This is a genomic window from Canicola haemoglobinophilus, from assembly GCF_002015075.1.
GTDB classification, from domain to species: domain Bacteria; phylum Pseudomonadota; class Gammaproteobacteria; order Enterobacterales; family Pasteurellaceae; genus Canicola; species Canicola haemoglobinophilus.
In genome coordinates this window covers 20258-42201 of sequence record NZ_MUXZ01000030.1, presented here as the reverse complement: position 1 = coordinate 42201, position 21944 = coordinate 20258, and the positions used below count along the sequence as shown (strand labels likewise).

Sequence of the window (21944 nt, the reverse complement as noted above, 5' to 3'; positions counted from 1 at the left end):
TACCTATAATTCTGCAAAAATTTCTTTCATTGCATTGATAACTCGGTTCTGATCTTCATCAGTCATCTTAGTAAACAGTGGAATAGACAAAATATTCTGATAAACCTGCTCTGCAATAGGAAAATCCTCTGGTTTTAAGTGATAACTATCACGCCATATCGGCTGTTTATGTAATGGTATAAAATGAACAGAACAACCAATCCCTTTCTCAGACATTTTTATAATAAATTCATCTCGACTAATGCCACAATCAGCTTTTAAACGAATAGGATAAATATGCCAAGCATGAGTATTATTTCCTAGTGCTTTTGGAGGCAAAATAATAGGTAAACTAGAAAGTACTTCTTCATATTTATTAGCCATTTCTAAACGCTTTTGATAAAACCTATCAATTTTTTTCAGTTGCTGTAATCCTAATGCCGCACAAATATCTGGTAAATTATATTTAAAACCAGGTTCAATCACCTCATAATACCAAGCTGGGGTTTTCGATTGATATCTCTCAAAGGCATCTCTACTAATACCATGTAAACGCATTACTTTCATTCTGTCTATCAGGGTTTTATCCCTAGACACAACCATTCCACCCTCACCAGTTGTCATTGTCTTATTAGCATAAAAACTAAAGACTGTTGCATCACTATCTAAAGTTCCTATCAGCTTTCCTTTGTACAAGGTAGGAAATGCATGCGCTGCATCTTCAACAACTTTCAAATTATATTTCTTAGCAAGAGCAATAATTCTATCCATATCGCATGCTAATCCTGCGAAATGGACAGGAACAACGGCTTTAGTTTTATCCGTAATTTTTTCCTCAATTTTATTGATATCAATATTCAAGGTATTAGGATCACAATCAACAAATACTGGGTGAGCACCTAAATAACGAACAACTTCTGCTGTCGCAGTAAATGTCAATGTTGGAACTAAAACTTCATCTCCTGCTTTCACGCCGACAGCTTCTAAAGCTAAATGTAAACCTGAAGTAGCAGAATTAACCGCTAATGCTTCAACATTACCACCTAAATAATCTTTAAAGTCAGATTCAAATTGCTTAGTTTTAGGCCCCGTAGTAACCCACCCAGAACGTAGAGCATCAACAACTTCATTTATTTCTTCTTCACCAATATCTGGTAATGCAAAAGGTAAAAAATTAGACATAATTATTTCCTTGTATTAATAACATTTATCTAAATGTATTGTATAAAAACCTCTTAATAAAAGATGGAGAAATTGACATAATAAAATAAGCAATAGCATAGAAATCTGATTTAATCCCATAACCTAATGATCGATTAATTTTATATAAACGAAATCGTAGCAATCCCCAAGATTTTTCCCAATTAGCACGCCGCAAATAAAATTTGAAGTCCTTCTAAACTGTAGTCCAATGTAAGGGATATTAGCAAACTTGCATTTATTCATGAATGCTGAATACCATAATAACGTATCCTCAGCTAAATGAACTTCAGAGCTATATATCCCCGCTTTCTTAAAAAAAGTTTTCCGAAACATGGCTGTCGGATGAGCTATAGGATCTCTTTTAGAAAAAAATTTAAAAAGCTCATCATGATCAAGAGGATATTGAATCTCTTCTTTAATTAGTTGATCATCTTCACCAATTTCAGAAATCCAAGTTCCTACGACATCTATATCAGAATTATTTTCTAAAAATTCAAGTTGTTTTTGGAAACGCTCTGGCATTGATATATCATCCGTATCCATCCTAGCAATATAATCCCCCTTACAATACTTTATTCCCTCATTTAGAGCCCTAGCTAAACCAACATTTTTTTTTAGTTCTACAACCACCAGTATGGTGGATAATCTATATTTCCATTGTTCAATACTTTCATAAAGCTCGGCTGTTAATGGCCCATCTTGTACTAAGATAATTTCATCTGGCTTAAATAGTTGAGAATCCCAAATACTTACCATAGACTTATTAAAACAAGTGATATTTTCCTTATTATAAATAGATAATAATACAGATAATGACATAATAATTCCTTAAAAATAACTCTAGAGAAGTACCCTCATAGAGAGTCATCTATAAAATAAAATATGTATAAAATAAAAATCACAAACATATACAAAATATCATCCCCATAAAACGATAGGATGATAGCATTATAAAAAATATATAACTAATAGGCTTTCACTATATCCACACCTAATTTTTTGAATAGACCATAACATTCAGACAAAGCTTTACTTTCTATAATTGTTTCATGTACATCTATAGGTTTAATTGAAACCAAACTAACATTCTTTACTTCTAATAAACTAAGTATAGCACTACTAAAAAATGTATATATAATACATTGCTGTCCTAAAAAATAGCGTTCAAAAATATCCTCAAATATCAATTCCGAATCAATATATTTAATATCCTTTATAAAATAATTTTCTCTAGGATGAGGAACATAGAAATCAATATTCAAATCTTTTACTAATTTAGAAATCAAATCTAGATTTTTCTTATCTGAGCAATAAAATGGTTGCCCTAAGAAAATCCTTAGGGCCTTTCTATCAATAAGTATACTTTTTTTCTTTACTTCTATTTCATTAAACAACTTTATAGGAAAAGTTCTATCAATAATATTACTTATATTAGGATATATAGTATAATGTAACTTACTCTTATTTCTTATCGTATGCATAGTTGTTTTTATACCCAATATCCTCCTTAACATATAAGATATAAATCTTACATCTCTATAATAGAATGAGCTAGTTTTCAAAATATTTGCTGTTCCATCATCAAAAGTATATACAGAAGCATCATTAAACAAATCAACAATCATATGAATAAGCTCATCATTAATATTTGATATATATATATTCTTTATAGTTTTATTCCTTAAAAAAACTCTTATTTTTACATAAGAAGAAAACCAAGAGAATAGTTTCTGATTACGATATAAAAATAAAGAATCATCACAAACCTGCTCCAGCAATGAATAATAGTGTCTGTATTTTTTATTATTTATTGGAGATATCATTAATTGAATGAATGAATGAATCTTCAGATTTTAGCTTTATTATTTCTTTCGCTATTCTAGCTTGAAAAGGAGTGCAACATATAATTAAATTCATTTTTCCATACCTAATCTTGCAGTAATAAAATACAACAATAAAATATTCGCTATAGCACCAGCAATACCAGAGTATGGAATATATTCAATATCATTTAATTGCAAAACAATTACCAACACTAAGATATAAATAATAGTAGAAAAAATAGATGTACATGATATTAATTTATTCTGAGCATAATAAAACAGATAATTTACCAACAATAAATAAGGTACAGACAAGCTGTTTGTAATTAAAAATAGAGATATATAATACTTTACATTATAAAAATCTGGACCTAACAACCAAGAAAAAAACTCCTTAGGAATAAAATAAACAATAAATGACGGCAGAGGAATAAATAATAGAGAGATTATTACCCACTTCTGAATTCTTTTTATATTAATATTTTTTATTTTTAAACCTTCATAAAAATAAGGAAGTGTTGCTTTACTTAAAGAATGTACTAATACAGAAAAAACAAAAGATATTTGAAACCCCATTGAATATAACCCTAAATCAAACTCATTAAATTGATGATAGATAAATAACCTATCTAACTGCCCTTTCAAAAACAGGCTAGTCTGATGAAAAATCAAAGGGAATCCAAATGTTAATAAATATTTAAAATATAGCTTATACCTTGAACAAATATATTTTCTTTTTAAAATCTGTTTAGAATATATAATATAAGAAATAATCCAAACTAAAATATAACTTGAAACAAGAGCTAAAATATATTTCTTAACAAGAAAAGAATCTGAAAACTCTAAAAATAATACTGTAAACACACCTAAAGACAATGCTAAAGATAACTGTATAGCAACATAACTAATCGCATTTCTATAACATTGCCTAATCACTAATTGAACATTAATAAATGATTGAAAAATAGCTGACACAGCCACATATATTAGAATTTCTGAGTTAAGAATATAACATATTACAATGATCACTCCTCCAATAAAGCTTGTATATATATATCCTGTATTAACTATATTATTTAAGGCTCTTTTACCATAAAAATAAAAGTATCTAGCTACTGCTCCCTCTTGGCTTAACCCAATAATTATTACAAATAATGCAAGATAAGTTTGATAATAGGATAACAACCCGTATCCCTCACTCCCTAATTTATGAGATAAATAAGGCAACAGTAAAAAAGGGACTAACTTGGATAATAGTTCCCCTATTAAATAGATAACACTATCTTTAATAACCATATATCTATATAATTATTTTAAATCAATTAAATTACTATCAAAATATCAAGTTCTCTTTGTTATAAAATAAAAAAATAATTTTCACCTATTTAAACGCATCCTAATACTTTAAGCATAATAAATTATATTTTTATCGATAACTTAGAAAAAACCTTTATAATCAAATCATTACACTCAACCTCTAAATGATAAATTATATATATTCAATAAAAAAATAATATATAGAAGAGAAAAATATTTATTAAATAATAATATTAGTTATATATAAATTTTATATACCGTTACCAATCAAATTTTTTGCAATTTGTAAATCTAATGTTGTATCTATATCAATTGAACGATAAGTTGGCATTAAATAGAATTTAATTGGAGGAATAAAGAAATATTTATTTTCTAATAATTTTTCAATATCATTAATATAAATGGCACCATTTGCTCTATATGCTTTAGGTAATTGCTGACGAGGAGCTTCAAAATCACTTATTTCCCTTTGTGGAATAATCTCATTATTTTGCATAATAAAAGACTTATAAGGATGATGTTCACATTCACAAGCAGAGATGACAGAATTACAATGTCCCCCTAAAAAAATTTCCATCGCATTACGAATATCAATACCTGTTCTTAAAGGGCTTGTTGGTTGCAAAAGAGCTACTATTCCTTTAACAATATTTAACTCATTTAAACAATGTAAAATAGCATCTATGGATCTAGTATTGCTTTTTGCTAACTCAACAGGTCGTAAAAAAGCCTTAGCACCATATTTCTTTGCTTCATTGAGAATACTTTCTCCATCAGAGGTCACAATAATTTCATCAAACATCTCTGATTCTTGCGCAGCTAGAATGGTTCTACCAACTAATGAAATACCACCAACTAATTGAAGATTCTTATCTTTGATCCCTTTAGATCCAGCTCGGGCAGGGATGATTGCAATTTTTGTCATCGTTTAACCAATTTTATACATGAGATAATATAAGTTTTGTCACATTCTAGACTTTTTAACTAATAAATGCAATTTCTATCATACAAATTTGCTTCAAAATCAAGTAAATAGAAATAAACTACTATTAATAGAATAAATCCTTTTAGTATTCAGAATTAAAGAGTATAATCCCAAAGTTTTATATTTTCATTCATATTTAGAGGAATAAATGGCTAAAGAAGATTGCATTGAAATGCAAGGAACAATTTTAGAAACCTTGCCGAATACTATGTTTCGTGTTGAATTAGAAAACGGTCATGTGGTAACTGCACATATTTCAGGAAAAATGCGTAAAAACTATATCCGTATTTTAACTGGAGATAAGGTAACCGTTGAAATGACTCCTTATGATTTAAGTAAAGGTCGTATTATTTTCCGTAGCCGTTAATATTTCTTGCTAAACAAAAAACCCATCTCAACAAAGAAATAGAGATGGGTTTATTTTTGCTATCTATTCTTCTAGAATGCTGCAATCACTAATCAGCTGTAAGTTGTATTCTTAGCTCAAAGAATCAGAAGAATCAAATAGGGTATGATGTTTGTTAACTAGTAACTCAATATCCTGCTCAAAAGACAATTCTTGTTTTGATCTTTCCATGGCTTGTAGTGCCATTTTTTGCGCTGCATCAGAAATATCCTTTTCTCTCACATTTCGCCAAATACTCGCTAATATTTTTTGCATGACTAAGTTCACTTCAATAATACCAGCACCATCACGCGCAATTGGTGTAAATGCCTCTTGGATTAATTCGGCGGAATCAAAAGTACAAATCGAAAGGCGATCATATTTCACTTCATTTTCCAACGATTTTGTATCTGTTAATAATAATGACATCATTCTCGACATCACGTTAATGGCAGTACCGAGATCATTGACTGCTGGAGATAATGCTCTTTGTGCCGCCTCGCCTAAAACAATGAATCCCCAAGTTGGATCTTGTTCAAAGGTTCTAGCCGATGAAAAAACAAAACAATCTCTAATCAGGCAATCATCTTTTATATTTCCATCAACAAAGCATAAAACAGCATCAGGTGAAATCAGTTCACCCAGTCGCAAATTAATATGAATATTTGCTTGATTTTCCTCTGCTAATCTTTGCAAGGTTTGAAAATCAATATGAGTTAAGTAACCACAGCACTTTGCCTCTACGCTGGCCATATCTGAAGTTGGCTCGAAAGATAATCCAGTATGAAGAGATGGAGATTCACGATATTGTTCTAGAGACTGCGCTGCTGCCTGTGCAATTTTATCTAATACTCAAACGCCCAAGTAAAGAGAGGGTATAAATCCAACGTATAAGCGTTACAATCAAATAAATTAAGACAATAATGCTACTCACAAAGAGAATAAAACGTCCATTCTGCTCATAGAAATCCAAACCGAGTACTGTTTTGGCTATGACTGCATAAATAAAAGCGCAAATAAAACTACTGATAGCCGTTCTCGAACTTTTATCATCCATGACCAAATCCAATGCTCTTGGCGTTGCACTATTTGCGGCTGCAGAAAATGCCCCACCATAATAGACAGAGAAAAGGTAATTACCGCTAACATACTAGATGCAACTACATTCAATAAACTACCCAGAACATCTTTGGTTATATTGGGCAAAATATTATGTGGGAGTGTTTCCTCCCCTAAACGCAGTGAAAACACAAAAAGACTGGTAATCACTGTCCAGTAAGTTGGCGTTAGCCAGAGTTGATTACTCGGTTTTTTTAAGGCTAATATCCACTTATACAACATCATCTATACTCTAGCATATTACTAACAGCTACTTAAGAACTGTTGATACAAATTTTTAGGGCTTAAAAATAGGGGCCAAAAGCCCCTGATTTTGATCTATCGACGTCTTTCTCTACGCTCTTTACGACCTTCCGAAAAAGAGCGGTTATTTTTTTCGTTAAATTTACGTTCACCACGAAATTCACGCTCATTGCGCCCTTTTCGTTTTTCTCCTTGGCGACCTTTAAATTCTCCACCAGAATTGACCGCACTTACAAAAGACATGCGCATTTGCTTATTCATTACACGAGTTTTAGCAAAAACTTGTAGCAACTCTTTTGGCATACCTTGTGGCAATTCAATTGTTGAATAATCGTCATAGAGTTTAATATGTCCGATATAACGGCTTTGAATATCACCCTCATTGGCAATTGCTCCAACAATGTGGCGGACTTCCACCCCATCGCCTCTTCCGACTTCAATACGATATAGATCCATTGGCTGTGGATTACCATAACCACGGCGCTCTGCAGAACGTGGATTTTCTCTCCCTCTGCGATCGCCACGCTCACTTCGCTCATTACGGCGTGAACGTTTTTCTATAACAGGATCTTCAGGAAGAATAAGTTTTTGTTTACCTTGTAATAACATCAACATTGCAGCCGCAATATCTTCTTGATCTTGATCAGCAGTAAAGAGATCTTCTAATAAACTACGATATTGTTCTAAATCATGATGCTCTAATTGTTTAGTGATTTTAGCCACAAATTTCTTACGGCGGCATTCTTGCAACGCAAGATGATTAGGTATTTCAACTTCTTCAATCGGCTTTTTCATCAAGCGTTCAATATTACCTAATAAACGGCGCTCTTTTGGCTCAACAAATAAAATTGCACGACCTGCACGACCTGTACGACCAATACGGTGAACATAGCTCTCGGCATCAAGTGGAATATCATAATTCACAACTAAACTAATACGCTCCACATCTAAACCACGAGCTGCCACATCTGTAGCAACGAGAATATCCAAGCTACCATTACGCAGACGATCTAACGTTTGTTCACGCAATTGTTGTGTCATATCTCCATTTAATGCAGCTGCACGGAAACCATGTTTTTCCAGTAGTTCTGTCACATCTAATGTGCCTGTTTTAGTACGAGTAAAAATGATCGCAGCATCAAAATCTTCAACTTCTAAGAAACGCAATAAAGCATCATTTTTACGGAAACCATGAACATACCAGCAACTTTGTGCAATATCTGGCGCAGTACGCTGTGTTGATTGAATTTTGACCTCTTTCGGATTACGCATAAAACGCTTCGTAATACGTCTGATTGGCTCTGGCATTGTTGCAGAGAAAAGTGCGGTCTGATGTTCCTCTGGAAGTTCAGCCATGACAGTTTCAACGTCATCAATAAAGCCCATACGTAACATTTCATCCGCTTCATCTAATACAATAGACTGCAAATTAGATAAATCTAATGTGCCACGGCGAATATGATCCAAAATACGCCCAGGTGTTCCCACTACAACTTGTGCACCTTGTTTTAATGCACGTAATTGGATGTCGTAGCGTTGTCCACCATACAAAGTAACAATGCGCATACCTTTAGAAAATTTGACAAATTGTTCACAAGCATCAGCGACTTGAATGGCTAGCTCACGGGTTGGTGCCATAACTAGCATTTGTGGATATTTTTTGTTTGTATCAATTTGTGCTAAGAGCGGCAGAGAAAATGCTGCGGTTTTTCCACTCCCAGTTTGTGCCATACCAAGCACATCATGCCCATTTAATAAATGGGGAATACAAGCTTGTTGAATTGGAGAAGGAATTGAAAAGCCCATTTCGGACACAGCATTAAGAATGAATTCAGGTAAACCTAATTCATTAAAAGTTATTGTTGTTTCAGTCATTAAAAATACTCGAATGTAAAAAGGAAAGCTCAATATGCTTTCAGGTTAACTAATAGTTGTAAAGTTCGTTTCACAACAGGTAATCCAGCTTGAGTTCTCTCTGGATTATGACTTGCTAATCGAGTAGCAAGCTCGGCAAAACGATACTCAAGGAAACTACGCACCTAATCAAAAACACAAGCTTTGGTATAAAACCCGATTTGCTTGTTTATATTGAGTTTTGTTTTGCTGGATAAATGGCTTCTATTAAAATCTCATTGTTGTTCAAATAACAACGAAGAAAAAGAGACATTTGTTAAATATCTTAGCTTTAATAAATAGCGCATTTAAAAAATTATATTACTGAAAGTCATTATAGTAATATTTTAGACGGCATCGCAAAATACTTCATTCTGCTACACCACTATAAGAAAAAATCGTCAGAAATAATAAAATTTACAGGGGCAAATATAATTTGCCCCCAAATTTATTTCAATTAAATTTACTCTTGAACTGGAGAAATCTCTTCTGATTGTGAAAGAGTTTCTTCATTTTGAGCTTGCTCTTTTGCTAGCTCTTTCATCGTTAAACGGATACGACCTTGACGATCAATTTCTACCACTTTAACCATGACTTCTTGACCAACAGCAAGATAATCACTTACTTTCTCAACACGCTCTTCAGCAATTTGAGAAATATGTACAAGTCCCTCTTTGTTGCCCACTAAAGCAACGAAAGCACCAAAGTCAGCGAGACGAGTTACCTTACCTTTATAAACTGCACCTGCTTCCACTTCAGCCGTAATGTCTTCGATACGCGCCATTACCTCTTTCACTGCATTTTTGTCCACAGCAGCAATTTTCACTGTACCATCATCATCAATATCAATAGATGTGCCAGTTTCTTCCGTTAAAGAGCGAATTGTTGCGCCACCTTTACCAATCACATCTTTGATTTTCTTCGGATCAATTTTCATTGTATAAATACGTGGAGCAAAGTCAGAAATATCTTCTCTTGGCGCAGGAATAGCTTGCTCCATAACACCTAAAATATGCATACGTGCGCTTTTCGCTTGGTTCAAGGCAATTTGCATAATTTCTGCAGTGATACCTTCAATTTTGATGTCCATTTGAAGTGCGGTCACACCTTCACGGGTACCAGCAACTTTAAAGTCCATGTCACCCAAATGATCTTCATCACCTAAAATATCAGAAAGCACTACAAAGTTATCTTCTTCTTTCACAAGTCCCATTGCAATACCAGCCACAGCAGCTTTAATTGGCACACCTGCATCCATTAAGGCAAGAGAAGCGCCACATACAGATGCCATTGAAGAAGAACCATTGGATTCAGTAATTTCAGATACAACACGTACTACATATGGGAATTCAGCCAAGCTAGGCATTACTGCTGCAACACCACGTTTAGCAAGGCGACCATGTCCAATTTCACGGCGTTTAGGAGAACCAATCATACCGGTTTCACACACTGAGTATGGAGGGAAATTGTAGTGGAATAAGAAATGATCTGAACGTTCACCAGTCAATTCATCAATAATTTGAGCATCACGTTCAGTACCTAGCGTTGCTACTGCTAATGCTTGTGTTTCGCCACGAGTAAAAATCGCAGAACCATGAGTACGAGGTAACACACCTGTGCAAATATCTAAAGCACGCACGGTATCCACTGTACGACCGTCAATACGAGGTTCGCCTTTTAAAATGCGTCCACGCACAATTTGACTTTCAAGTGCGGTGAAAATATCAATAATTTTTCCTTCGCTGACTTCTACATCTTCTGCTGTAATCTGCGCAATAACATCAGCTTTAATTGCATCAATTTGCTCATAACGAGATTGTTTTTCAGTGATACGATAAGCATCGCCTAGACGACTTTCTGCAATCTCTTTCACTTTTTCAATCAATGCTGTATTTGGCTCTGGAGCAACCCAATCCCAACGAGGTTTACCCGCTTCAGCGGCAAACTCTTTAATCGCTTCAATAACAACTTGTTGTTGTTGATGACCAAAAACAACTGCTGCTAACATTTGCTCTTCAGTTAAAATATCTGCTTCTGACTCAACCATTAATACTGCTTTGTCAGTACCAGCCACCACAAGATCCAAGCGGCTTTGTTTTTGCTCATTCATTGTTGGGTTTAATACAAATTGATCATTGATAAAACCAACACGAGCTGCACCGATTGGACCATTAAATGGCACACCTGATAATGAAAGAGCTGCGGATGCACCAATCATCGCTACTAAGTCAGGGCTAATTTGTGGATTCACAGAAACAACAGTTGCAACCACTTGGATTTCATTGAAAAAGCCTTCTGGGAAAAGAGGGCGAATTGGACGGTCAATTAAACGTGCAATTAAAGTTTCGCCTTCAGATGGACGACCTTCACGTTTAAAAAAGCCACCAGGAATACGACCAGCAGCATAAGTACGCTCTTGATAATTCACTGTTAGAGGGAAAAAGTCCTGACCTTCTTTGACATCTTTTTTAGCCACAACAGTAACAAAAACTGTTGTATCGTCCATGCTAGCCATAACTGCAGCAGTAGCCTGACGAGCAATCGCACCAGTTTCTAATGTAACGGTATGTTGACCGTATTTAAATTGTTTAACAATTGGATTCACAATATTGTCCTTATAAATTGATAAGTTAATCTTATTGCTCTATTTTCCAATTTGCGACTAGCAAAAATAATCTTAAAAAAGCACCGCACTTTATCCACAAGATTGTCTATAAAAATTATTTTTGTTAGCCGCACGCCAATAGGAAAAATAAAGCGGGGCTATTGTACAGGAGTTTTATATTGATTGGTAATGTTTTATTGACATAAATTTGCACAAATTAAATACATATTTTTTATTCACTAGGAATAAACCGCTCCAGCAAGTTGGATAACACTTCATAACCTTTTGCAGAAAAATGAAGTCCATCTGTATGTAGTTCCGTATGTAAATTTTGTTTTTCATCAGCAAAAGCATCATAAGTTTCAATAAAATGTAAACCTATTGGGCAATTCTCTTTGAGGTAATTATTAAGTTTTCTGATTTGAGTATTAGAAATACTCTGCTTCTCTGTTAAAGGTGTTACACCTAGTAAATAGTAATCAGACGTCGGCGATATTGTTTGCAAATATTGGAAAATCTCAATAAGCCAATTCATAAGTTGCTTTGGCGAATAATCAATTTCTTTCACAATATCATTCACACCAAGAAAAATAAAAACGGTTTTCCCTAGATATTTGATCCGCTCTTTACGCACTAAAATATCTAAATATTGATAAGTACTTATTCCACTGACACCAAGATTAGCCATAGTTTTATTTTTCAGCAAACCTGAATAAGTGGGTAAATCAGACCACATATCAAATAATGAATGCCCGATTAATGATATATCTGCTTGCTTATCAAACTCCTCTTGTTTTGCTAAATAGCGTTGATACATTTGTTGATCTGTCAACATTCCTTTTTCTTGAATGTATTGCTCTCTTTTTGACAATTGCATTTTACTCTCCAAAGAAAAAGCCCCTGAAAATAAACAGGGGCTTGGTTATTGATAATTTAATTATTCAACAACAACTTTTTTGCCATCAAAACTCATTAATTTCACTTCTGTTAAGGCTTTACCACCGTCAGTTTCACCACCAACCATCAACACTTTGTTGTTATATGGAAGTGCTACACCATAGGCGATATTAATTGGATACTCTCCAACGATTTTCCAAGAGCCATTTTTCTCATTCAAGGTATAAACCGCATTATGGAAAGTTTTCTTCGCACCTGCTTTACGGTGATCATTAACACCTTTGTCATAGCTTGCACGGACACCAGGGAAGTTTGCTCCACCTGTTACAATATAATGGCCATTGGTATAACCACCCATACCACCAGCAATACCTTCTTGCTGAACATAGCCTTTTGGTGCAGGTAATTTGCCTAATTGTTTCCAAGTAATTCCATTTTTGCCAAATGTACCTAATTCTGTTGTGTCTGTACGAACACCCGCTTTCACTTCGCCATTGACCACTAATAATTTGTTGCCTTTCACTGCGATGGCTGCACCAGCACGACCAGAATATGGGAAGTGCCCTTCATTATGCCAAACATTGGTTGCTGGCTCATAACTTAAGATATCTGAATTGAAGAAGAAATCTTGATGACGAAGGTTGAAATATGCATCATAAATTGGTGCTTCAGCTGCTTTTTTCTCATCGCCTTCTTTAGTTCCAGCAGCGGCTTTCACATCTTGGAATAAGCCATTCCAAATCACATGGTTCACGCCACCAACAAAATAAATTTTACCGTCTTTTGCTACCGCACTTGCACCAACAGAAGCTGAGCGTGGTGATCGAGTCTCTAATTTTGTCCAAGTGTTATTAGCAGGGTTATAAACATGCACATCATTGATGATTTGGTTGGCAGCTACATCAGTATTTTGCATTCCACCAAATACATAAAGTTTACCGTCAATAGCTGCCGATACGGGTTGATTACGAGCACCACCTGGGAATGCTGGTAACTCTTGCCATTGAGCACCTTTTTCTTTTAAGTTCAATGAATAGAATTTATCGCCTGCAGTACCTAAACCTACATAAACTGTATCACCGACTAATGCACCAGCACCATTTTTAATACCTACTGGTAAATCTGGATAAACACCTTTTGATACTGCCACTGCTGGAGCTGGTGTTGCTGCAGGAGCGCTAGCAACAGGAGCTGTATTAGCAGAACAAGCAGTAAGAACAGCAAGTGCAACAGGTAATACTAAAAGTGATTTTTTCATATTCGACCTCTGTCGTTAGATTAAAATAATGAATCGTTTGTATACAGCATAAACGAATAAAAAATGGATGTGCTCTTACAACTAATCGTAAGAGCACAGATAAATTATTTAGTTAGAGCTTCAATTTCTGTAATAGCTTGTTTACCAACTTCACCATTTTTTTGTAGGTATTCATCATAGTATGGTTTTAACGCTGCTTTAAATGGTTTCGCATCAGGCATAGTTACTGTTACACCTTTAGATTTAAAGAAATCCACTAACTCTTTTTCACCGTCTACGAATAATTTTGTATGATATTCAGCAGCTTTAGCTGAAGCATCTTGTACAACTTTTTGTAAGTCTTTTGGAAGTTCAGCAAAAGTTTCATTGCTTACTAAGTATAATTGGTCGTTCAAAATATGATTTGTTAAAGCTAAATATTTTTGAACTTCATAGAATTTTTGCGCTTGAATAGTTGGTAATGGGTTTTCTTGACCATCAACAGAATTTGTTTGCAATGCAAGATAAACTTCTGAGAACGCCATTGGTGTTGGTGATGCACCTACATATTTAGCAAATGCTAAGTTTGTTGCAGCATTAGGTACACGTAATTTCAAACCTTTCATATCTTCAATTGAATTAATTGCTTTGTTTGATGTTGTTTGACGAGTACCGTTATAAGCAACAGATAATACGCTAACACCTAATTCTTTGTTAATTTTTTTGAATAAATTTTTACCAAATTCAGTTTCTAATACTGCTTTTTTCGCGATATCAAAATTAGGAATCATATAAGGTAACGCAAATACTTCAGCTTCTGGATAGAAAATTTGGAAACGAGCTGATTCACCTAAAGTAAAGTCTAATGCACCATCTTTAAGTTGTTTTAACATTACACGGTCATCACCTAATTGAGCGCTAGGATAAATAGAAATCTCAATTTTACCATTAGATTTTTCTTTTACTTCTTTTGCAAAGAACTCAACAGCTTTATATTCATTGGAACTGGTTCCAGCTACCATACCGAATTTAAGATCATAATCCGCAGCAAAAACAGATGCAGACATACCTAAGCATAATGTTGCTAATGCAATTTTATTTAATTTCATTGTAATTCTCCTTAAACAATTTAGAGATGACTTAGAGGGATTTTTATAATAAGACGCAACATATATAGCATCCTATTCGAGACATATAATAAATGAAGTATTATTTCATTTCTGAGAAGTGTGTCACAAAACTAGAAAAAAATAGAAATTTAAGCAAAAATCATGACACAGGCATAACTGCTTGTTTTTCAATATGTTCGCATTCCTTCAAGTTTGAAAGAATACTCCAATTTCACATTTAGAATATTTTGCTTTATAAAAAACTAAGGGCAGAAATATTCAAATTTCTGCCCTTTTCTCACTATCAATGCTATGGCATTAATAGATTAGGTATAAAAGTAATTATTTGTGGGAAAACTGTTATCAAAACTAAAGTTGCAAAAATTGGGATTAAGAATGGTAATACTCCTTTTGTCACAGTACTTACTGACATATTACCAACTCGAGCAACCACAAATAATGCCATTCCCATTGGTGGTGTTAAAATACCAATCATCATATTTAATGTTGTCATAACACCAAAGAAAACTAAATCAATACCAAAATGCATTGCAATTGGAATTAGCATTGGTAATACCAAGAATTGTAGCGCTAATGCATCGATAAACATACCTAAGAACAATAATAGCAAGTTCATCATTATTAATACTGTAATTTGACTATCCGCAACAGTGATAAATAATTCAGCTATACGCATTGCCACTTGCTCTCGAGCAATCATATCCCCAAAGAAAGTCACACACATTACCATTAATGCTGTAACACCTGTAATTGCCATAGCTTCAACACAACTTTGGAATAGCATTTTTAAAGTTAATTCTTTATAAACAAACATTCCAATAATAATTGAGTATGCAGCAGCGATAACCGCAGCTTCTGTTGGAGTAAATAAACCAGAGAAAATACCACCTATAATAAGAACTGGAGTCAAAATTGCCCAAATAGCTTTCTTAAATGCAGTACAACGCTCTTGTAGACTTGCCTTAGGTGTTCTTGGGTATCCACGTTTTTTAGAAACGAGGTAGTTCATTATCATTAATGCTATAGTGACTAATACCCCAGGAACAAAGCCCGCAATGAATAATTTTGCGATAGATTCATTAGCTATTACACCATAGATGATCATTGCAATACTTGGTGGGACAAGAGGTCCAATAATGCAAGATGCAGCAGTGATACCACCACAAATATCATCATCATAACCAGCATCACGCATTGCTTTAATCTCTAGCTGACCTAATCCACCCGCATCTGCTAATGCCGATCCAGACATTCCAGAGAAAATTAGACTCGCACCAATATTCACATGTCCCATACCACCAGTATAATGACCCAATAATGCTTTTGCAAAATCGAAAATACGTTCAGTAATACCACCAGTATTCATCAAAATACCAGTTAGAATAAAGAATGGCACAGACAGTAATGTAAAGCTGTCTAAACTATCGACCAATTTATTTGAGGCAGAATTCACTGTATTCCATCTGGTCATTGCAAAATATAAAATAGTTGCAATAAATAATGCCCACCCCACAGGAGTCCCCATAAACATAATAAATAGCCATACAAGTAGAACAATCGATACTGTTGTACTTGAGTCAAACTTGACATAGTTATAAATTCTTAATGCTTTAAATAAGTCAGGTTGAATAAATAAAATAGCTGCAATAATCACGAAACTCACAATAAAGAACGTTGCTGGTAAATAGCTTAATTTATTTTTGAAATTCTCAGCCTGAGCTTGTAAAAAACGAAATAGCATTAAGCAAGAAATCAAAGGTAAGCTAGCATACAGCCATTTTCTCGTTAACTCATCAACACCAAGAGCTACTTTTAATGCTTCTAGAGGGAAAAATTCGGAGTCCCAAGCTTTATAGCCCAGATGCATAAATAGTACAATACAGATAAAAATAAGAATTTGCGCTAAAGTATTTGCGAATCTTCTCATTCTTTCTGACATAAAGTTAGTCACAAAATCAATATACACATGTTGTTGAGAACGTATAGCCATGGAAATACCAAGCATACCAACATAAGTAAAAAGAATTTTTGCCAATTCTTCACTCCAAATTAATGGGGAGTGAAATACTTGACGAGAAATAATTTGGGCAAGAAGAATAGCAAATATAATGAGGAACGTGACTCCCCCAATCCACTCTTCTAATTTATTAATAATTTTCATAGATACTCCTGCTATTTATGAAGCAATATTTCATATTCTAGAGAATTTTCTACTCATATCTACCATAGCTTAAAAAGTGAGAAGAAAAACCTATTGTGAGTAGAATAGCGATCAAAATATTCTTTTTCAATTTATTTATGAAGTTTTACTTCATTTTATGATCTAGATCTCACTTTTAAATTATTTCTCTTGTTTTTTCTTTTTATGGGCGTATTCTTACGCACGAAAAATAACTTCTTTAATTAATTGTACATTGGAGTTCACATGTCAAAATTAGCAAATAAAGACATATTAGAAAAAATTAGATATGGATTAATCGCCTCTTGCCAACCAGTCGATGACGGTCCTATGGATAAGCCTGAAATTGTAGCAGCGATGGCAGCTGCATCTATTGTTGGTGGCGCCGCTGGAATCCGTATCGAAGGTATTGAAAATCTAAAAGCGGCTCGTGCTGCAGTAAATGCACCTATTATAGGTATTGTAAAACGTGATTTACCAGATAGCCCAGTTCGCATTACCCCATTCTTACAAGATATAGAAGATTTAGCTCAGGCTGGTGCTGATATTATCGCTGTTGATGGAACAAATAGAGCTCGTCCGGTTGAAATCGAAAGCGCCCTTAAAAAAATTAAAGAAATGGGCTGCTTGGCTATGGCAGATTGCTCAAACTTAGAAGAAGGTCTGTATTGTCAACAACTTGGTTTTGATATTGTTGGGAGTACAATGTCGGGTTATACCGGTGGCGAAATTCCTGACGAGCCAGATTACCAATTAGTAAAAGATTTAAAAGCGGCTGGTTGCTATGTTATGGCTGAAGGTCGTTACAACACCCCTGAACTAGCCAAAACCGCCATTGAAATTGGTGCAGATTGCGTAACAGTTGGTTCAGCATTAACTCGCTTAGAACATATTGTTAGCTGGTTTGCTACATCAGTTAAATCAGCAAAATTCTAACGAGCTGAAGGAAAAAACTATGCGTTGTTTAGCTCTTGATATTGGCGGTACAAAAATCGCTGCTGCAATTATTGAAAATGGAAAAGTATCCAATCGCCAACAAATTAGTACACCCCAAGAAGATCCTGTAACAGCTTTACACCAAGCTATTGCACAAATTATGCAAAGTTATGCGGGACAATTTGATACTGTTGCAGTGGCTTCAACAGGTATCATCAATAACGGAATTTTAACCGCACTTAATCCGAAAAACCTTGGTGGATTAGCTGATTTCCCACTGCAAGAAAGCATTGCTCGCCATACAGACAAGCCAATTGGCTTACTCAACGATGTTCAAGCAGCCGTTTGTGCTGAATATCAAGATCAAGATAAAAGTGCGGTACAAAATTTCGTTTTTATTACCGTATCAACTGGCGTTGGTGGTGGAATTATTCTGGATGGAAAACTATCAACTGGACCAAATGGCATCGTTGGTCATATCGGACATACTTTAGCTGATCCAAATGGGCCGCTCTGTGGCTGTGGTCGCCAAGGTTGTGTCGAAGCTATTGCTGCAGGACGTGCTATTGAACGAGAAGCAAGCAGATGGGAAAAACCTTGTAGCCCTAAAGAAGTATTTGAGCTATTCCGCAAAAATGACGAAAAAGCAACCGCACTTATTCATTCTTCTGCTAAGGCAATTGCCAATTTAATCGCAGATATGGTCATTGGCTTTGATGTACAAAAAGTAGTTTTAGGCGGTAGCGTTGGATTAGCAGAAGGATACTTGCCTTTAGTACAACAATATTTAAATGACATGCCGAAGTTTTATCAATGTAAGCTAGAGCCTGCGAAATATGGTGCAGATGCTGGCTTAATTGGTGCTGCTTATTGGATGCAAATGCAACACAATTCATAAGAAGAGGAATAAAAAATGATTTTTGGAGATTTAACAAGAGATGATTTTAAACGTAACTTACCACAAGTCATGGTGGATATTTGTAATCATCTTAATACTTTAGATTTAGAGAGTTTAGCCAATGGGCGACATGATTTGACGGATCAAATTTATATGAATGTGATGGAGCCAACAACGGCAGCATCAGAAGATAAAAAGGCAGAATTACATCGCCAATACATTGATATTCAAGTATTAATTTCCGGTGCAGAAACTATCGAATATAGTGTTGAATATCCTAATTTAGCAGATTACACACCATATGATGAGAAAGATGATTATCAATTAATTAACGATATTCCAAACAAAAGTGCGGTGACATTACGCCCAAAAATGTTTGTTGTGTTTTTCCCATATGAACCACACAAACCTTGCTGCAACGTCAATGGCCAAGTGGTGAATTTGAAGAAATTAGTGGTAAAAGTGCCAGTATCATTAATTGACTAAGAAAAATAAACAACACGAACAACACGAATAGGAGGAGCTCTTATGGTAGCAACAAGCGGTAATATACTTGATACCATTGGTGCTTTATATGATAGCCTAACAAAAACAGAGAAACGAATTGCGACAACAATCTTGTCTTCTCCAGAATTATTAAGCCAAAATTCTTTGGCGGAGATTGCACAGCAATTTGATGTTGGTGAAGCAACATTTATTCGTTTTTGTCGCACTTTAGGTTTCAAAGGCTTTACTGATTTCAAATTACAACTTTCGATCGAGTTAGCAACAAGAGATAAACAACCTAATTCCTTATTAGAAACGGATATATCCAAATTTGATGGAACAAGTCAAATTGCAGAAAAATTACAAAATGCAATTCATAATGTAATTTCAGAAACCATTAATTTGCTAGATTTCACTCAACTAGAAAAAGTAGTTGAATTAATTCGCACATCAAAACGAATATTCCTATTTGGTGTTGGCTCATCAGGCTTAACTGCCGAAGATGCTAAAAATAAATTAATGCGAATTGGATTACAAGTTGATGCCACAAGCAATAATCATTTTATGTATATGCAAGCTGCATTAATGAAACCTGGTGATATCGTTATTGGAATAAGCCATTCAGGCTATTCAAAAGAAACGATTCAAGCATTGAATATTGCTAAGAAGAATGGCGCTGTAACTGTCGCTCTTACACATAATTTACGTTCACCTATTACTATGGTTTCCGATTATGTGTTAACCAATGGTAACCGACAAGGCCAATTACAAGGCGACTCTATCGGGACCAAAATTGCCCAACTTTTTGTATTGGACTTAATTTACACCTTGATTGTTCAAGCTGAGGAAGAAAGTGCGGTACAAACTAAACAAAAAACTGTTAATGTGATTTTAGAACAACGCATTAAATAAAAATTTAATCCCTTTATTTCAGGAGAAACAAATGAAAAACTTAAAAGGTATTTTTAGTGCTTTATTAGTGTCTTTTAACGAAGATGGCTCAGTAAACGAGAAAGGTTTACGTGAAATTATTCGTCATAACATTGATAAAATGAAAGTAGATGGTTTATATGTCGGTGGTAGTACTGGCGAAAACTTTATGCTTTCAACTGCAGAGAAAAAAGAAATTTTCCGTATTGCAAAAGATGAAGCGAAAGATGACATTGCATTAATCGCTCAAGTTGGTAGTGTGAACTTGCATGAAGCAGTTGAATTAGGTAAATATGCGACAGAATTAGGCTACGATAGCTTATCTGCAGTAACACCTTTCTACTACAAATTTAGCTTTGCTGAAATCAAACATTACTACGAAACAATCATCGCTGAAACTGGCAACAATATGATCGTTTACTCAATCCCATTCTTAACAGGTGTTAACATGGGCGTTGAACAATTTGGCGAACTTTATGCAAATCCAAAAGTATTAGGGGTTAAATTCACTGCTGGCGACTTCTACTTATTAGAACGTTTGAAAAAAGCATATCCAAACCACCTAGTTTGGGCAGGATTTGATGAAATGATGTTACCAGCTGCATCTTTAGGCGTAGACGGCGCAATTGGTAGTACGTTCAACGTAAACGGCGTACGTGCAAGACAAATCTTTGAATTAGCGAAAGCAGGAAAAATTGCTGAAGCACTTGAAATTCAACATGTTACCAACGACCTAATTGAAGGTATTTTAGCGAATGGTTTATATTTAACTATCAAAGAAATTCTTAAACTTCAAGGTGTTGATGCAGGTTACTGCCGTGAGCCAATGACTGCAAAAGCAACAGAAAAACAAATTGCAGTAGCAAAAGAATTAAAAGAAAAATTCCTTTAATTCAAAATAAAATAGATAAAAAATACCGAGCATAAAGCTCGGTATTTTTGTTCTCTAATTTATAAAATATCATTCACTCACAAATTATTTTGCACAACTGCAATCAGAAACTTTTTTCTCAAAACGCTCAGCTGCAACATCCCAGTTCACAACATTCCAAAATTCTTTAATATAATCAGGACGACGATTTTGGAATTTTAAATAGTAAGCATGCTCCCAAACATCTAAAGTCAAAATAGGGAAACCCTCGCAACCTGCAATTTCTTTGCCCATTAATGGACTGTCTTGGTTAGCTGTAGAAACCACTTCTAATTTACCTTGATTTAATACAAGCCAAGCCCAACCTGAACCAAAACGAGTTGTTGCAACTTTTTCAAACTCAGTCTGAAAGTTTTCTATTGAACCAAAATCACGTTCAATAGCATCTTTTAATGCACCTTGTAAAGTAGTTCCTTTTTTTAAGCCTTTCCAAAATAGGCTATGGTTTGCATGCCCACCTACATTATTACGAAGTGCGGTGCGTTTATCAGCAGGCATATCAGCCAATTTAGAAATTAATTGACCCGGACAAAGGTTGGCAAATTCTGGTAAATTCTCCAATAATGCGTTCGAATTATTCACATAGGTCTGATGGTGTTTACTATGGTGGATTTCCATTGTTTGTGCATCAAAGTGCGGTTCTAAAGCATCATAAGAATAACCCAATTCAGGTAAAGTATAAGCCATAATAGTTTCCTTGTATAAAAAACGATGGTTAGTGATAAAGACGGCGAATTTTAGCAAAAAAATTGATTAAGATCATTAAAA

20 protein-coding genes and 1 pseudogene are annotated in these 21944 nt (G+C 34.6%); 6 read left to right on the top strand and 15 right to left on the bottom strand.

Annotated elements, in window-relative coordinates; all coding sequences use genetic code 11:
• Positions 1-3 precede the first annotated feature (3 nt).
• The 5 genes from B0186_RS09195 to B0186_RS09175 form a co-directional block, all read right to left on the bottom strand.
• Positions 4-1161, bottom strand: a complete 1158-nt coding sequence (locus B0186_RS09195; protein WP_078219089.1) for a DegT/DnrJ/EryC1/StrS family aminotransferase — start codon at positions 1159-1161, stop codon at positions 4-6.
• A 123-nt stretch (positions 1162-1284) separates the two neighbouring features.
• Complete coding sequence (locus tag B0186_RS09190) at positions 1285-2001, bottom strand: glycosyltransferase (protein WP_235817216.1); 717 nt, start codon at positions 1999-2001, stop codon at positions 1285-1287.
• 146 nt (positions 2002-2147) lie between these two features.
• On the bottom strand, positions 2148-3014 hold the full coding sequence (locus B0186_RS09185; RefSeq protein WP_268875297.1) for a glycosyltransferase family 52: 867 nt from the start codon (positions 3012-3014) through the stop codon (positions 2148-2150).
• Between the two features lie 81 nt (positions 3015-3095).
• Positions 3096-4301 carry an oligosaccharide flippase family protein gene (locus tag B0186_RS09180; protein WP_078219087.1) on the bottom strand — a complete coding sequence of 402 codons (1206 nt, stop codon included), beginning with the start codon at positions 4299-4301 and terminating at the stop codon, positions 3096-3098.
• Between the two features lie 271 nt (positions 4302-4572).
• The gene (locus B0186_RS09175; protein ID WP_078219086.1) at positions 4573-5247 is read right to left on the bottom strand and encodes an acylneuraminate cytidylyltransferase family protein; all 675 of its coding nucleotides are present in this window, start codon (positions 5245-5247) and stop codon (positions 4573-4575) included.
• A gap of 208 nt (positions 5248-5455) precedes the next feature.
• On the opposite strand from B0186_RS09175, the gene infA reads away from it, so the two are divergent.
• On the top strand, positions 5456-5674 hold the full coding sequence (gene infA / locus B0186_RS09170) for a translation initiation factor IF-1 (RefSeq protein WP_005627617.1): 219 nt from the start codon (positions 5456-5458) through the stop codon (positions 5672-5674).
• Between the two features lie 111 nt (positions 5675-5785).
• Here infA and B0186_RS12170 read toward each other — a convergent pair.
• The 9 genes and pseudogenes from B0186_RS12170 to B0186_RS09135 form a co-directional block, all read right to left on the bottom strand.
• Positions 5786-6749: pseudogene (locus B0186_RS12170) on the bottom strand (DUF2254 domain-containing protein).
• Entirely contained in the window at positions 6683-7036 is a 354-nt protein-coding gene (locus tag B0186_RS12160) for a DUF2254 family protein (RefSeq protein WP_268875294.1), read from the bottom strand. The pseudogene B0186_RS12170 and the gene B0186_RS12160 overlap by 67 nt, the downstream one beginning before the upstream one ends.
• Positions 7037-7129: 93 nt before the next feature.
• The gene (locus tag B0186_RS09160; RefSeq protein ID WP_078219085.1) at positions 7130-8929 is read right to left on the bottom strand and encodes a DEAD/DEAH box helicase; all 1800 of its coding nucleotides are present in this window, start codon (positions 8927-8929) and stop codon (positions 7130-7132) included.
• A gap of 29 nt (positions 8930-8958) precedes the next feature.
• Entirely contained in the window at positions 8959-9093 is a 135-nt protein-coding gene (locus B0186_RS12155) for a hypothetical protein (protein ID WP_268875293.1), read from the bottom strand.
• A gap of 317 nt (positions 9094-9410) precedes the next feature.
• On the bottom strand, positions 9411-11552 hold the full coding sequence (gene pnp / locus B0186_RS09155) for a polyribonucleotide nucleotidyltransferase (RefSeq protein WP_078219084.1): 2142 nt from the start codon (positions 11550-11552) through the stop codon (positions 9411-9413).
• Positions 11553-11784: 232 nt separating this feature from the next.
• Positions 11785-12387 carry an SGNH/GDSL hydrolase family protein gene (locus B0186_RS09150; RefSeq protein ID WP_078219097.1) on the bottom strand — a complete coding sequence of 201 codons (603 nt, stop codon included), beginning with the start codon at positions 12385-12387 and terminating at the stop codon, positions 11785-11787.
• A gap of 102 nt (positions 12388-12489) precedes the next feature.
• Entirely contained in the window at positions 12490-13707 is a 1218-nt protein-coding gene (locus tag B0186_RS09145) for an N-acetylneuraminate epimerase (RefSeq protein ID WP_078219083.1), read from the bottom strand.
• A gap of 104 nt (positions 13708-13811) precedes the next feature.
• The gene (locus B0186_RS09140) at positions 13812-14795 is read right to left on the bottom strand and encodes a sialic acid TRAP transporter substrate-binding protein SiaP (protein ID WP_078219082.1); all 984 of its coding nucleotides are present in this window, start codon (positions 14793-14795) and stop codon (positions 13812-13814) included.
• Positions 14796-15105: 310 nt separating this feature from the next.
• Entirely contained in the window at positions 15106-16977 is a 1872-nt protein-coding gene (locus tag B0186_RS09135; protein WP_078219081.1) for a TRAP transporter large permease subunit, read from the bottom strand.
• Positions 16978-17241: 264 nt separating this feature from the next.
• On the opposite strand from B0186_RS09135, the gene B0186_RS09130 reads away from it, so the two are divergent.
• Genes B0186_RS09130 through nanA form a run of 5 tightly spaced genes read left to right on the top strand, consistent with a single transcriptional unit; the run spans position 17242 to position 21137 of the window.
• Positions 17242-17931, top strand: coding sequence for an N-acetylmannosamine-6-phosphate 2-epimerase (locus B0186_RS09130; protein WP_078219080.1), 690 nt, complete (start codon positions 17242-17244; stop codon positions 17929-17931).
• A gap of 19 nt (positions 17932-17950) precedes the next feature.
• On the top strand, positions 17951-18829 hold the full coding sequence (locus tag B0186_RS09125) for an N-acetylmannosamine kinase (protein WP_078219079.1): 879 nt from the start codon (positions 17951-17953) through the stop codon (positions 18827-18829).
• A gap of 15 nt (positions 18830-18844) precedes the next feature.
• On the top strand, positions 18845-19315 hold the full coding sequence (gene nanQ, locus B0186_RS09120; protein ID WP_078219078.1) for an N-acetylneuraminate anomerase: 471 nt from the start codon (positions 18845-18847) through the stop codon (positions 19313-19315).
• 42 nt (positions 19316-19357) lie between these two features.
• Entirely contained in the window at positions 19358-20227 is an 870-nt protein-coding gene (locus tag B0186_RS09115; protein WP_078219077.1) for a MurR/RpiR family transcriptional regulator, read from the top strand.
• 31 nt (positions 20228-20258) lie between these two features.
• Positions 20259-21137: an N-acetylneuraminate lyase gene (gene nanA / locus B0186_RS09110; protein ID WP_078219076.1), complete on the top strand. Its 879-nt coding sequence runs from the start codon at positions 20259-20261 to the stop codon at positions 21135-21137.
• Between the two features lie 84 nt (positions 21138-21221).
• Here the strand turns inward: nanA and sodA are convergent, their stop codons facing one another.
• Entirely contained in the window at positions 21222-21863 is a 642-nt protein-coding gene (sodA, locus tag B0186_RS09105; RefSeq protein WP_078219075.1) for a superoxide dismutase [Mn], read from the bottom strand.
• Positions 21864-21944 lie beyond the last annotated feature (81 nt).